Annotated in this window: 11 protein-coding genes; 5 read left to right on the top strand and 6 right to left on the bottom strand. The window is 29.3% G+C overall.

What is annotated here, in order from left to right; translation table 11 throughout:
- Positions 1 to 65: 65 nt before the first annotated feature.
- Positions 66 to 1,763: a PQQ-binding-like beta-propeller repeat protein gene (locus tag BSV1_RS00940; RefSeq protein WP_039949399.1), complete on the bottom strand. Its 1,698-nt coding sequence runs from the start codon at positions 1,761 to 1,763 to the stop codon at positions 66 to 68.
- 35 nt (positions 1,764 to 1,798) lie between these two features.
- Positions 1,799 to 3,430 carry an ABC-F family ATP-binding cassette domain-containing protein gene (locus tag BSV1_RS00935; protein WP_002656991.1) on the bottom strand — a complete coding sequence of 544 codons (1,632 nt, stop codon included), beginning with the start codon at positions 3,428 to 3,430 and terminating at the stop codon, positions 1,799 to 1,801.
- A gap of 141 nt (positions 3,431 to 3,571) precedes the next feature.
- Between BSV1_RS00935 and groES the strand changes: the two genes are divergently transcribed.
- From groES to BSV1_RS00920, 3 genes are all read left to right on the top strand, one after another.
- Positions 3,572 to 3,844: a co-chaperone GroES gene (groES, locus tag BSV1_RS00930; RefSeq protein ID WP_008882183.1), complete on the top strand. Its 273-nt coding sequence runs from the start codon at positions 3,572 to 3,574 to the stop codon at positions 3,842 to 3,844.
- Between the two features lie 146 nt (positions 3,845 to 3,990).
- Entirely contained in the window at positions 3,991 to 4,668 is a 678-nt protein-coding gene (gene mnmC2 / locus BSV1_RS00925; RefSeq protein WP_008882207.1) for a tRNA (5-methylaminomethyl-2-thiouridine)(34)-methyltransferase MnmC2, read from the top strand.
- Positions 4,669 to 4,746: 78 nt separating this feature from the next.
- The gene (locus BSV1_RS00920) at positions 4,747 to 5,343 is read left to right on the top strand and encodes a hypothetical protein (RefSeq protein ID WP_008882274.1); all 597 of its coding nucleotides are present in this window, start codon (positions 4,747 to 4,749) and stop codon (positions 5,341 to 5,343) included.
- 83 nt (positions 5,344 to 5,426) lie between these two features.
- Here the strand turns inward: BSV1_RS00920 and valS are convergent, their stop codons facing one another.
- The 3 genes from valS to BSV1_RS00905 all read right to left on the bottom strand — a co-directional run bounded on the left by valS (position 5,427) and on the right by BSV1_RS00905 (position 10,027).
- Complete coding sequence (valS, locus tag BSV1_RS00915) at positions 5,427 to 8,054, bottom strand: valine--tRNA ligase (protein WP_008882213.1); 2,628 nt, start codon at positions 8,052 to 8,054, stop codon at positions 5,427 to 5,429.
- 3 nt (positions 8,055 to 8,057) lie between these two features.
- Positions 8,058 to 9,047, bottom strand: coding sequence for a tRNA-dihydrouridine synthase family protein (locus tag BSV1_RS00910; protein ID WP_008882294.1), 990 nt, complete (start codon positions 9,045 to 9,047; stop codon positions 8,058 to 8,060).
- Positions 9,048 to 9,238: 191 nt separating this feature from the next.
- On the bottom strand, positions 9,239 to 10,027 hold the full coding sequence (locus tag BSV1_RS00905) for a septal ring lytic transglycosylase RlpA family protein (RefSeq protein WP_008882164.1): 789 nt from the start codon (positions 10,025 to 10,027) through the stop codon (positions 9,239 to 9,241).
- 105 nt (positions 10,028 to 10,132) lie between these two features.
- Between BSV1_RS00905 and BSV1_RS00900 the strand changes: the two genes are divergently transcribed.
- Positions 10,133 to 11,146 carry an L-threonylcarbamoyladenylate synthase gene (locus BSV1_RS00900; protein WP_008882228.1) on the top strand — a complete coding sequence of 338 codons (1,014 nt, stop codon included), beginning with the start codon at positions 10,133 to 10,135 and terminating at the stop codon, positions 11,144 to 11,146.
- Positions 11,147 to 11,294: 148 nt separating this feature from the next.
- Here the strand turns inward: BSV1_RS00900 and plzA are convergent, their stop codons facing one another.
- Positions 11,295 to 12,080: a c-di-GMP-binding receptor PlzA gene (gene plzA / locus BSV1_RS00895; RefSeq protein ID WP_008882169.1), complete on the bottom strand. Its 786-nt coding sequence runs from the start codon at positions 12,078 to 12,080 to the stop codon at positions 11,295 to 11,297.
- Positions 12,081 to 12,388: 308 nt separating this feature from the next.
- Between plzA and BSV1_RS00890 the strand changes: the two genes are divergently transcribed.
- Positions 12,389 to 15,151, top strand: a complete 2,763-nt coding sequence (locus BSV1_RS00890; protein WP_008882260.1) for a penicillin-binding protein 1A — start codon at positions 12,389 to 12,391, stop codon at positions 15,149 to 15,151.

Raw genomic sequence — 15,151 nt, 5'->3', positions numbered from 1 at the left:
CCAACTAAATTCACCAATTTAAACCTAATTTTAACACAATCGGATTTATATGCAAAACAGCTAATTCAATCTTGGGTACTTGAAATATCTTGAATGCTTGAAATAATTTCATTAATGTACTTGTTAATATTTTCAGAAAAATTTTGACGCCTCATAAACATTAATAACTTTATATACTTATGCTTACAAAGTTTAAGAAGTTCGGCTGTTGAATTTAAAATTATATTTCTCAAATTTAAAATCACAGAATAAGCTATTTCTAAATTACCCTGATAATTTAACACTATATTTTGGATGTAATTATATATAATACAATCTTGCCCATAATAACTTTCAAATTTAGTAATAGTTTGGACTATGGTAATTATATTATTAATATCTCTCTCTCTAATTGCCAAATTAATAAAACTCTTAATTGCGGCTTTATCATTAATATATACAAAATATCTATAAAGCTTACCCCTTGAAGCAATTCTATCAAACCTCTTTTCTGGCAAAAGCCACACATTAAAAGCTTTTTCATATAAATTTAAATATTTTGCGGGAAAATTTCCATGTTCAGCTGCAAGAAAATCCAAAATCTCTAAAAATTTATTATAAGCAGCATCACTATAATTAGAATTAAGGATCTCTTCAAGAAGTAAATAATTTTTATCATAATCTACAAAACGCTTTTCTTTTAAATCTATTCTGCCTTGATTATATTTATTGCCTCCAAAATGGTTCCAAACACTAACATCAAGCTCTCTGTCGTATTCGTAATAATAAGTACTAAGAACCCAATCATCTCCCCCTAAGACAAGAATACCTGAATTAGCACTAAGCCCTGACAAGCCCTTAAGTTTAGTATCTGAAAAAGATATATCAAAATCCTCTTCAAAAGACAAAATTCCATTTGATTTGGTTAAAATCAAAAGATTTCTATTATTATAAAGAACAGCTTTCTCAATCTCAAAGTTCATTTTTTTTTTAAATTTAAGCTTAAAGTTTCTATTCAAATCAAAAAACATACCAACATTTGAAATTGCGACATATTCACCATTAAACTTTTCAAACAAAAAATTAATAGGAAAATCCAACTTAATAGAGCTAATAACTTCCCCAAAATCTCTTCCATAAGCAACAATATGCCCTGACTTATGCCCAACGACTACCTCTTTTTTTGTATTTATCATTAACAAAAAAGGGAAAGCAATTAACCTGGAAAACCATTTCTTATTACCCAAAGAATCAAACAAAAATATTTCATCATTTTCACTTGCAATACAAAAATCCCCATTATCAAAAACTACAGGAGAAGTAGCAGGCCTACCACCTATGTCAACCTCAAACATTTTTTTACCGCTATTTAAATCAATAGAAACAACCTTTTCATTAACAAGGGGAACTAAAATGCTATCATTCCCTATGGCAGGAGAGCTCAAAGGTGAAAAATCAAGCTTATACTTCCAAACGAGTTTTCCTCTTCTGATCTTTTGAACTTCATTTCTAACTGTAATAACATAATACCCATTATCAAAATCTTTCAAAAGAAAAGGATATGGCATTCTATTTAATCTATAAGAATATTTCTTTTCAAATGACATTGTATAAGTAGTCAACCATCTATCTTTTGTTAAAACTGTAATGGTATCACGTTTTTCATCAATAATTGGATTGCCTGCAACTTTACCAGTTAATGCTTTTTGAAAATATAAATTAATATCAGAATAAAGCCTTAAAAAAGAAGATGAAAACACAAATATGAAAAGTAGACCTCTCAAAATAAAAAACCTTTTGAGTTTCTAAAAAACTACTGCTAAAGCCTAAAACCAGCATTATTGCCATAAAGATTATTTCTCAGATCCCTAATCTTAGCATCATCAACATACTCAGAAAAAGTCATATATCGATCAATTATTCCGTTAGGAGTAAACTCTATAATCCTATTAGCAACAGTATCTATAAATTGATGATCATGTGATGTAAAAAGAACAACTCCTTTAAACTCTTTAAGCCCGGAATTTAAAGATGTAATTGCCTCAAGATCTAAGTGATTTGTGGGTTGATCCAGTATTAAAACATTAGCTCCGCTAAGCATAGCCTTAGCAAGCATGCATCTTACTTTTTCTCCCCCTGAGAGAACATTTACCTTTTTTAAAGCTTCATCTTGGCTGAAAAGCATTCGACCTAAAAATCCTCTAATATAAGTTTCATCTTGTTCTTTTGAATACTGACGCAACCAATCGACTAAATTTAAATCTAAATCAAAATATTTTCCATTATCTTTATTAAAATATGAAAAATTAACAGTAGATCCCCATTCATAATGACCTTTATAATTTCTATCTTCATTTGTAATAATATCAAACAAAAAAGTTGCAAACATGGGATTTCCCAAAAAAACAATCTTTTGCTGGGGCTCAACAATAATACTAAATTTATTTAAAATTAAATTCCCTTCAAATTCTTTTATTAAATTTTTAATTGTAAGAACATTCTTGCCAAGTTCTCTTTCGCTTTTGAAATTAACATAAGGGAACTTCCTTGAAGAAGGTTTTAAATCTTCAACCTTTATTTTTTCAATCAACTTTTTCCTTGATGTTGCTTGCCTAGACTTAGATGCATTACTAGAAAATCTTTGAATAAATGTCTTAAGTTCAGCAATTTTATCTTCAGATCGCTTTTTAGCATCTTTTAGTTGCTTGTTTAAAATCTGGCTTGTTTCATACCAAAAATCATAATTTCCAAGATACACTTGAATCTTGCCATAATCAATGTCAACAATATGAGTACAAACTTGATTTAAAAAATGTCTATCGTGAGATACAACAATAACTGTATTTTCAAAATTAATTAAAAACTCTTCTAACCATTTAATAGATTGTAGATCAAGGTTATTAGTAGGCTCATCAAGAAGTAATACATCAGGATCTCCAAAAAGTGCTTGAGCTAAAAGAACTCTAACTTTTAAAGCCCCTTCAACATCACCCATTAAATTATTATGAATTGCCTCATCTATTCCAAGACCTTTAAGAAGAACCGCTGCATCAGATTCAGCCTCGTATCCTCCAAGCTCTGAAAATTCTGCTTCAAGCTCTCCAGCTCTAATTCCATCCTCATCAGTAAAATCAAGCTTACTATAAATTTCATCTTTTTCTTTTTGAACAGAATAAAGTCTTTTGTGACCCATAATAACAGTATCGATAACCTTATATCCATCATAAGCAAATTGATCTTGTTCAAGAGCTGCTACTCTTTGATTTTTAGGGATAGATATTTCACCCTTACTAGCTTCAATCATTCCCCCTAATACTTTTAAAAAAGTGCTTTTTCCTGCCCCATTAGCACCAATTATTCCATAGCAATTTCCAGGAGAAAATTTAATATTTACATCTTTGAATAAAACTCTCTCTCCAAATGCAACTTCTAAATTACTTACAGTTATCAAACCATTACCCTGCCTAAATTGATATTCTAATAACAAAATTATCTTGAAAATTAATTTAATTTTCAAGCACCATATAAATATATTGACTCAACTCTCAGTTTTTTCGTATATTTAATATTATTATATAAGGAGATGTTTGAGATGAAAAATATTAGGCCGTTGGCTGATAGAGTTTTAATAAAAATCAAAGAAGCTGAGAGCAAAACAATCTCAGGACTTTACATACCAGAAAATGCAAAAGAAAAAACAAATATTGGGACAGTTATAGCTATTGGCTCCAACAAAGAAGAGATCACTGTAAAAGTTGGTGATACTGTGCTTTATGAAAAATACGCAGGAGCTGCTGTAAAAATTGAAAACAAAGAACATTTAATACTAAAAGCAAAAGAAATAGTTGCAATAATAGAAGAGTAAAAAGCTAAGTTTAGCTACTTAGCTTTAATTTTTATGAAATATTTAATAAAAATTACAAATTTATACATAAAAACTTATTATTCTGATCAATCAAATTAAAAATTTCAAGCTTACAAAATTCTGTAAGCTTGAAAAAATAAAATTAAATGAAAAAGCCAATTTTTAAAGAAAATACCATATATTCAAGCAAATTCGATGACATCTATTACAATCCAAAGCAGGGAATTGAAGAGAGTTTTTATACATTTATTAAAGGTTGCAATTTAGATTTAGAATTAAAAACAAAAAAAAATATTTTAATAGCAGAGTTGGGATTTGGAACAGGATTAAACTTTATATGTCTTTTAAAATTCATAAAAGAAAACAACATAACCTCAAAAATTAATTATTATTCTATAGAAAAATTTCCACTCGAAAAAAAAACAATAATGCAAATTTCAAAGTTCTTTGCTAAAGAAACCGCTTATTTTAAATTAATGTTGAAAAATTATCCTAAAATTCCAAAAAAAAATTTAAAACTAAAAATAACAGAAAATGTTAATTTAAAAATTTTAATTGGAGACGCCAAAATAAAAATCAAAGAAATTCCTGAAAATGTAGAATACTGGTTTTTAGACGGATTTAATCCCAAAAAAAATCCTGAAATGTGGAGCAATGAAATATTTAATTTAATTTCTGAGAAAAGCAGTCCAGAATGCAAGCTTTCAACATTTTCCTCTGCAAGAATTGTAAAAGATGGCCTAAAACTTGCTAATTTTAAATACATTTACATAGAAAAAGGATTTGGAAATAAAAGACATATGATAAAAGCTCAAAAAAATTAAAAATTTATTTTTAACATAAGTCGTTAAAAAAATCCCAACAAGTATGATATACTACCAAATGACACAAGGAGAATTTTAATGACAAAAAAATTATTTGTTATGGTATTAATCTTTTTAATATCTAATAATTATGTTTTTGCAAAAGACACAATCAAAGATTTGTTCTTTATACAAGATATACTAATAAAAAAAGAAAAATATTCCGAAGTTCTAAATAATGCAAGCCTTGAAGGCATTATTGAAATTGAACATAACGGACCATACATTAAAGATCACGATTCAGAAGTTAAGCTTATCCTAAAAGAAAACGGATATAGAAGAAATTTCAACTTTTTTAATCTTTTAAATACTAGTAATATAATCAAAAGTCTAAGCTTATTTGATAGCAGACCAAAAAAAATTAAAGAAAATGAAATCATATTATTAGAGACAAAAATGATTAAAGAAAATCCCTATAAACGATACAAAGACGATGATGATTTTGAGTTAAAGCTAAGTGTAACTCGAAAAAACAATCAAATTTATTTAATTCTTGATTTCAATTTCCTATTTGATCAAAGAAAAACGTTTCCATCAATTTACATTAAAGAAGAAGATGTATCAGTAATAATAAACAGCTTTACGAAGCTACAAGATTCAAACTTCTTATCTTCTCAAATATTAAATGACAATTAAAAATTCAAAATGCTATTTCTAACAGCATTTTGTTTAAAAACTAACCATAACCAATTTCATTACATAATAATTTTTCAATCTTTTTACAGATTTTTTAAATTAATAATATAATTATTTATTTTATTAATTAAAGAAGAAAATTCTACAAATTTTAATTTTTCAGATTCAACAATTTCCTTAGGAGCATTCATTAAAAAATTCTTATTTTCAAGTTTCTTTGAAACAGAAATATTGAGCATTTTATACTTTTCAAGCTGCTTTTCAAGCCTTATCAACTCTTTGGTTTTATCTATCAATGACTTAACATCTGCATAAATTTCAAAACCAACTGCAGCTACACCAAGCATACCATCACAATTTTCATTGTAAAATATATTTTTAAAGTTAATCATTCTTTTTGCAATACTTTCATTAGCCTTAAAGTATGCCTCATATTTAAAATCAGCATCAAACTTCAAAGCAACATCAATTTCAACGCTAGCAGGTATATTAAATTCGCTCTTAAGCGTTCTAATAGCTATAATAAAAGTTTTCAATACTTTAAAACTTTCAAATTCTTCTTGAAAATTATTGGTAATATCAAAATTTGGATATTCATTTAAAGCCAAAATATCTTCCTTTTCTGAAAATTCAGAATAAATTTTTTCTGTAACAAAAGGAATAAACGGATGCAAAATTAATAATGCTTTTTTAAGAAAAAATAGCAACTTAGAAATAGCCATATTTTGAATATCAATATTTTCATTATTTAAATCAATTTTGCTAATTTCAATATACCAATCACAAAAATCATTCCAAAAAAACTCATAAACAAATTTTGAAGCTTCATTATATTTATAATTTGCAAAAGAAGACTCTACACCAAGAATAGTCGAATTTAAGCTTGTAAGCAGCCATTTGTCAATGTCGTTAAATTTCAAATCATTTAATATTTCTCTATTTTTTAAATTTAAAAGAATAAATTTGGAAGCATTAAAAACTTTGTTTGCAAACTTAGCCCCAAACATAAAATCTTTAGCGTCAATATTCAAATCTTGACCTTGAACAGACAAAAAGGATAAAGTAAACCGCAAAGAATCACTTCCATACCCATTAATAATATCAAGAGGATCTATTCCATTGCCTAAGGACTTTGACATTTTTTTACCTTGTTTGTCACGCAAAAGAGGTGTGATATAAACATCTTTGAAAGGAACTTGCCCTGTAAATTCTAATCCTGCCATCACCATTCTTGCAACCCAAAAAAATATTATATCGTAAGCTGTTATTAAGGTATTTGTTGGATAATAATTTTTAAAATCAACATCAACATTGGGCCATCCAAGCGAAGAAAAAGGCCATAGCCAAGAAGAAAACCAAGTATCAAGAACATCTGGATCTTGAACAAATCTCTTCCCCATATTTTTTTCATCTAAAGAAGGATCAGTATCACTAACAATAAGTTCAGATGTATCAACATTGTACCAAACCGGTATTCTATGTCCCCAAACAAGCTGTCTTGATATACACCAATCTCTAATATTTGATAACCAATGTTTATATGTATTTTCCCACTTTTTAGGATAAAATTTTAATTCGCCATTCTGTAAAGCCTTTAAAGCTTTGTCTGCTAAAGGCTTCATTCTCACAAACCACTGAGTAGACAAATAAGGTTCAATAACCTCACCTGACCGATAACAATGCCCAACCTGTTGTCTATGCTTCTTAACATCTTGCAAAAAACCCTTTTCCATTAATTCTGTCTCAATTTTAAATCTTGCATCTTTCACACTTAATCCTTGGTATTGCAAAGGAACATTTTTATTAAGCTTTCCATCTTGAGTTAAAATATTGACCTTAGAAATATTATGCCTTTTTGAAATTTCAAAATCATTAGGATCGTGCGCAGGAGTAACTTTTAAAGCCCCAGTACCAAAAGCGCTGTCAACATAAAAATCTGCAATAATTTTTATCTTTTTAGTTGTCAAAGGAATTGTAACTTCTTTGCCAACTAAAGACTTATATCTCTCATCATTAGGATTAACAGCAATAGCAGTATCCCCAAACATTGTCTCAGGCCTAGTTGTTGCAACCTCAATAAAAGAAGAGTTATCAATAAAATACTTAACAAAATAAAGCTTACCATCAACTTCTTTGTATTCAATCTCTTCGTCGCTAACAACACTCCCAGATCCAGGATCAAGATTAACAAGATACTCGCCCCTATAAATCAACCCCTTAAAATACAAGTCCTTAAAAACCTTGTTAACAGCCTTACAAAGACTCTCATCAAGAGTAAACCTTTCTCTTGAGTGATCATAAGACGCCCCAAGTTTGTTTATCTGATTAACAATTATCCCTCTATGCCTATCTTTTAATTTAAAAATTTCTTGAACAAGCTCTTCTCTTTCAAAATCATCTTTGCTTTTACCAATCTTTTTAAGATGTCTTTCAAAAACAGCCTGCGTTGCTATTCCTGCATGATCTGTGCCAAAAAGCCACAAAGTATTGTGTCTTTTCATTCTTTTATACCTTACAAGAATATCTTGCAAAACAAAATTAAGAGCATGCCCCATGTGCAACACGCCAGTAACATTAGGAGGAGGCGCAACCATACTAAATTTTTCAAATAAAGAATTATCTGGCAAAAAAACATTGTTTTTAAGCCACTTGGTGTAAATTTCATCTTCAAATGCCTTAGGATCATATTTTTCAAGAGGTCTACAATTCATCGTTTAAAAATCTCCTACCATGTCAATAACTTTTAAATTTTCAAAAAGCTCTTTATAAGTTTTTGAATTTATAAGATTTGAGAAATACTTACTCTGTCTTTCCTTCTCAGTAAAATATATCTTAAAATATTTTTTAAGTTTATTAAAATCTTTTTCAAGTCCCCAAGTAGCATGAAAATCCTTTATATGGAATTTTAATATATTTAACCTAAAATTTAAATTACTATCTAAAAAGTGTTTTGAAAAGGGCTTAAATAAATTCAAATTATCAAAAATTCCACGACCAAACATAATTCCATCAATTAAATATTTATCAACATAATATCTAGCTTCCTTGAGACTCAAAACATCCCCATTTCCAATAATCAGAGTAGAAGGACTAAGATTATTTCGTAATTTAACAAGTTCATAAAAAATATCAAAATTAACAGGACCTTTGCTCTGATTAACAGCAAGTCTTGGATAAACCGTTAACATATCAATTTCAAGGCCTAACAAAAACCCCAGCCAATCATCAACTTCTGGATATGAAAATCCATGCCTGGTCTTAATACTAAGAGGCAAATTAAATCTTGCACAAGCTTCTTTGCTTGCAAGAATTATCTCTTTAGCCAAAGATTTATTATTAATTAAAGCTGAACAAACTCCTTTTTTAATTATTTTACTCTTAGGACAACCCATATTAATATCAATTCCCCAAAACCCCATGCCCCCTAATATTTCTATTGCTCTATAAAATTGCTCAGGAACATTGCCCCAAATCTGAGCAATTAAAGGCCTATTAAGTTCATTGGGTTTTAAAAAAATATGTTGAACAGATTGTTTTGATCCATTTAAAATTCCTTTTGTAGAAATAAATTCAGTAAAATAAATATGAGGTTCTCCTTCTGTAGATCCTATTAAATGAATTAAATTTCTAAAAACAGTATCGGTAACATCCTCCATTGGAGCCAAAATCATAATTGGAAGAGGAATATCAAATAAAAACTTCATAAAATAACTACATAATAATAAAATACAAATTTAAGCAAAGTAAAACAGTCGTTTAATAAATTTAAATTTCCAAAAATAATATTGCAATTTTTAAAATAAAAAAATACTATAAAAGGACCGGCAATAAAGGACATAATCATAAAATTTTAAAAAGTTAATAAATAATTTTAATAAAAAAATAATTTAAAAAATCAATCCATAATAAGGCTCTCGCCTGGAACCTTGGTTTTTCTTATTAAAGTATCTTTATATCCGGCAGATTTAATAAGCTCTATATTTTTTTGAACATCATCGGCATTAGTAGGGATAAAAACGGTATAAAACGGCCCATGAGAATTTACTACAACAAAAAGACCCGCTTTTTTTAATATTCGATAAGCCCTGTCGGCGTAATCTTTTTTCCTATAAGATCCAACTTGTATGTAAAAATCTGTTTCTTTGTCAGCATAAACTGAGTAATCTGCCAATAAATCTTTGGATTTATTTTCAACAGAAATATTTTCGTCTGATTGCTTGGTTTTCTTTTCTTCTTTAACCTCAGGAATATTAAATGTTTTTTTAAAGTCACTAGATTTTGATACAGAAGGTCTTTTTTCATTCGGACCTTCAATCACTTCAATTTTTACAGGAGCAACCCCTATTCCTAAAAAATCAAGCTTCTCAGCGGCATATTTTGACAAATCGATTATTCTATCCTTCCTAAAAGGCCCTCTATCATTAATTCTTACAACAACTGATCTATTGTTTAAAAGATTTGTAACCCTTACAGTAGTATTAAAGGGCAATTCTTTGTGAGCAGCAGTAAGCGCCATCATATCAAATTTTTCGCCATTAGCAGTAGTTTTGCCATGGAAAGCTTCGCCATACCATGAAGCAAGGCCCACTGTGGCAGAATTTAAATGAGAAGCAATAAAAAAAAATACAAAGAGAAAAACAAAGTTTTTATTATCTCTTAAGATGGCATCAATTAAATTTCTCATAATGTTTATTATAATATAAAAACATATTTCAACAAACAATTAAGCTTGCAAATTGCTTATTTACATTTTTTTTGATTTAATTATAAAAAGAAAAAAGTCTAAAAAATGATATCAACAGAAATAATTAGCAGCAGCCAAATACAAAAAGCAGCAAAACTTATCAAAATGGGAGAACTTGTAGTATTCCCAACAGAAACAGTTTACGGAATTGGCGCAAATGCTTACAATGAAGATGCTGTAAAAATGATTTTTTTAGTAAAAAAAAGGCCCATCAACAATCCTTTAATAGTACACGTTGATACGGTAAAAAAAATAAAAGAATTATCAGAATATATTCCCAAAAGTGCCCTCATGCTAATCAAAAAATTTAGTCCAGGCCCTTTAACTTATGTTCTTAAAAAATCAATAAAAATATCTAGATTTGTAAGTGGAAACCTAGACACAGTGGCAATAAGAATTCCTGCAAATAAAACAGCTTTAAGCCTAATAAAAGCATCTAAAGTCCCCCTAGTAGCACCGTCTGCGAATATATCAAAAAGACCTAGCTCAACAAATTTCGAAATGGCCTTGAAAGAATTAAATGGGCTTGTAAGAGGAATAATAAAACCGGAAGAGAACAAAGACTTTAATATTGGAATCGAATCAACTGTGGTTGGGTTTGACCTAAAAGATAACGTACTGATATTAAGACCAGGCGCAATAACAAAAAAAATGATAGAAAATGAACTTCAAGGAAAATATACGGTAAATTACGCAGAAACAAAAATAGAACTAGAAAAATCACCCGGAAACATAATAGAACACTACAAGCCAAAAATTCCCGTTTATTTATTTAAAAGTCAAGATAACATAAGAAGATATTTAAACAAAGATACAAAAATACTTATCACAAAAGCTACTCTAAAATCCTATTTATTTAATTTTTTTTGGGATAAAAAAAATATTACAGTATTTAACACTCTTGAGGAATATGCACAAAATCTTTACAAAGAGTTGGTAAATTCTGAAAACAACTACAAACAAATACTTAGTGAATTCTTAAAAGACGAAGAACTTGGACATTCAATAAACAATAGAATCAAAAAAGCTAGTTCAAATAGATTCATTAACAAAAAATAATCCTAAAGCCAAAAGCAAAAGACTAAAACACACCACACCTCTCCTCCCCAACCCGAACAAAACCAGCAAATACAACCAAGAAGACTTAAATTTAAATATTACAAATAAATTTTCCCATAATCACATAAGAAAAATTTCAATCCTTTGATTAATTGAAATAATCATGGATTAACATAGTATACTCAAGTGGTATTTTGTCTTCATCAAAAGCAATACCAAGCGCAAAAACCTTTCCGCTGGGCGTCTGAATAACGCTTAAGCTTTTTGATTTACCTTCAATAAAAATTTCTCCATCTATAAATTCAAAACTAAAAATCAAATCAATTGCGTCTTCCTCGACATCCCCATAATCAAAAGAAGAAATTACTAAAGCGCCCCCATAAGATAAATCTTTTATTAAGCATTTATGTTTTGCTCCATTAAACTTGATAAAAGCTTTATCAGAATCAATTTTTAGCTTTCTAATAGAATCTTTATCAATAATAATCCTCTCATGAATTCTCTGATTTTGCCCAAGCTTTAAATCAAGAAGCTTTCCAACTTTAATAGCAATCTCTTCTGGTGCAGGAGATAAAAATTCCAATGTTAATAAATTGTATTCTTTATTTAAAGAAGAATAAGCAGAAGCACTCAATAGTTTCACAGACAAAAAAGGGGAAAAAGCTGCACTACTCTTAGAATCTGAATTTTTCTTAAGTTGAATAGAGCCTAAATTTTTATTTTTAGCCAAAGCGGGCAATACCGTATCTTCTTGAAAAATAAGCTTAAGAGAATCCATAGAAATAGAATAAATTACCCCAAAAGCAGTATAAGAGCCTATTCTCATCTCGATAGTATTGCGAAGATTTAAAAAACTATTTATCTCTGTGCTCATTTTAATCTCTTTACCCCTATACTTAGCCCCATAATCTCTTATTTTTCTAGATAAAAGCATAAACCTCTCCTTTCTCCTTTTTTTGAATATAAAAATACTAAACAAAGCTTCAAATTGTTTTAAACAGTTTTACGCAAATAAAAAAGTTTAAAACAATTAAGCTATAAACACGCTTAGCCAAAAATCAACAAATCTACTCTTAAAATCAAAAACATACCATCATCCACCTCTCACAGCATCTTTCAATTAACAAAACTTACAAAATGCTGTTTATATAGTGTAAAATTATAACAATAATTTTACACTATAACAATCAACCCATAACATTATTAATTCTTATGCACTTATAGTATACTTTAGTAAAAAGTATGAAATTGAATAGCCCTAATTTGAAAAAAATAAATGCGCATAGGCTGCTTATATATTTAACATATTTCGCAGTCAGCTTTTCTATTATCACACTCTCATTAGCAGTATCTAAGACTATAAACATACAAAAAGATAAAAATTTCGGATATGTAAATCCAGCAGTTCCTTCAAGACTTTTAGATATTAATGGAAAACAAATAACTCAATTTATATCTGATGAGAATAGAGAATTAATGCCTTTGAGAAAAATGCCTGACAATCTAATTAATACGCTTTTAATACGGGAAGATATTGGTTTTTTTTCTCATCGAGGTTTTTCCTTGATAGGAATATTTAGAGCCGCATTTAATATTGTTCTTGGCAGATATTTTTCAGGCGGCAGCACATTAACCCAACAACTTGCAAAACTTCTCTACACAAATCAAGCAAGAAGATCTATTTTGAGAAAATTACATGAAATATGGTGGGCAATTCAACTTGAAAAAAAACTCTCAAAGTACGAAATACTAGAGAAGTACCTTAATAAAGTTTATTTTGGAAACGGAAATTATGGAATAGTTGCAGCATCAAAATTCTTTTTTGGCAAAAGTGTAAATAAAATCAATACAGCAGAATCTGTGATGATGATAATCCAGCTTCCAAACGCAAAACTTTATTCACCTCTTTATAATCCAGAATTTTCAAAAAAAATACAGCGCGCAGTTTTAAACCAAGTTGTATCAAATGGAATAGTCAAGGCTGAAATTGCTGAAAAAGAATTTAATGGATACTGGCAAAATTATGATTGGACCAGAATGGCTGATACATCTGCAATTTCAAACAAAAAAGACCAAGCTCCTTATTTCTCTGAATATATAAGGCAAAAAATACTAAAATATTTACCAGATGGTGCAAACATATATAAAGATGGATACTCAATATATTCAACCCTTGATCTTGAGGCACAAAAATATGCAGATAAAGTTACAAACGATATGATTAATAAAGCAAGAACAATGCACAATTTAAATAGATCATCTGAAACAATAATCATTAATTCAGAAATTGTCCCTGTAGTAGATGCAATATCAGATTTATTGGGAATTAAAAATTTAAGAATAAATGGAAGACAATATAAAAAACTGAGAAAAAGAAAATTTTACGAAGACAATATTGATCTAATTGCAAGTTTTGGAGCTATACTTGGAATTGATAAAATAGATAAGGCAACAAAAGAATATATTATCAAAAATAAATTAACACCAAAACTTATTGCACAGCCTGAAGGAGCAATGATAGCAATAGATACAACAAGTGGAGCAATAAGAGCCATGGTTGGGGGAAGTGGACATACTAAAGACAATGAATTTAATCGAGCCACACAAGCAAAAGTTCAGCCTGGAAGTGCATTCAAAGCATTATATTTTGCAGCCGCAATTGATCTAAAAAAGATAACAGCTGCCACAATGTTTTCAGACTCTCCAGTAGCATTTCTAAATAAAAACGGAGAAGTTTATGCTCCGGGAAATTATGGTGGCAAATGGAGAGGTAACGTTTTAACGCGCCAAGCATTGGCTTTGTCCTTAAATATTCCGGCATTAAGAATATTAGACAGGCTAGGCTTTGACTCTGCAATTAGCTACTCCTCAAAACTACTAGGAATAACAGATCCAAAAGAAATAGAAAAAACGTTTCCAAAAGTTTATCCACTAGCGCTAGGTGTAATATCGGTTTCTCCAATCCAAATGGCAAGAGCCTTTGCAATTTTAGGAAATAGTGGTAGCGAAATCGAACCTTATGGGATAAGATATATTGAAGACAGAGCTGGAAGAATAATAACAAATGAAGAAGCAAGCATATTGGCTAAAATAAAAAACAAAGAACACCAAACTCAAATAGTATCTCCTCAAACCGCTTATATAATCACAGATATGATGAAATCAACAATTCAATACGGAACCCTAGCAAATCAAAGATATACAAATCTCAAAAATTTTAAATCAGACATTGCTGGAAAATCGGGAACAACACAAAATTGGGCAGACGGATGGGCAATAGGATACTCTCCTTATATAACAACAGCATTTTGGGTTGGATTTGACAAAAAAGGATATTCACTGGGAATATCTGGAACAGGAACAGGATTGGCGGGGCCTAGTTGGGGAGAATTTATGGCAGAATATCACAAAAACTTACCCAAAAAAGTTTTTGTAAAACCTGCAGGAATAATTAGCATCCCCGTACAAGCAGAAACGGGCCTACTACCAGAAGAAATTGCTGATGAAAAAATAATAAATGAACTATTTATTTCCGGCACCCAGCCAGTTGAAAAATCAAAATATTATGAAAATAAACAAGAATTTAAAAATACAATAGAATTTAATATATATGGAATTGATGAGATTAATAATAACGATGAAATAAATTTTGACACTCCTGAATTTGAATATCTTGATAATAATCTTGAAAGCTTTAATAACAATAATAATAATGATCTTGAGAGCATTAATGATAATGAAGAAAATAAAAATGAAGATGAAATAGAAATGAACATTAAAGAACCCTTAAATGAAATAGAAAATAAAAACTCACAACAAGATCCAGCGAATAACAATAATAACCAGGAAATGCTTATTGAAAACACTAAAGAAATTAAAGACGAAGTCATTGTTAATGAAACAAACATAGAAACACAAAGCACAAAAGAATTAAATTCAAACAACAATGAAAATGAAAAAATTAACAATAAAGACGTCAACGGAGAAGATATCCAATTGGATTAA

This window comes from [Borrelia] finlandensis, from assembly GCF_000181875.2.
Lineage (GTDB): Bacteria > Spirochaetota > Spirochaetia > Borreliales > Borreliaceae > Borreliella > Borreliella finlandensis.
Note: the sequence above shows the minus strand (reverse complement) of the source record. Positions and strands in the feature narration are given on the sequence as shown.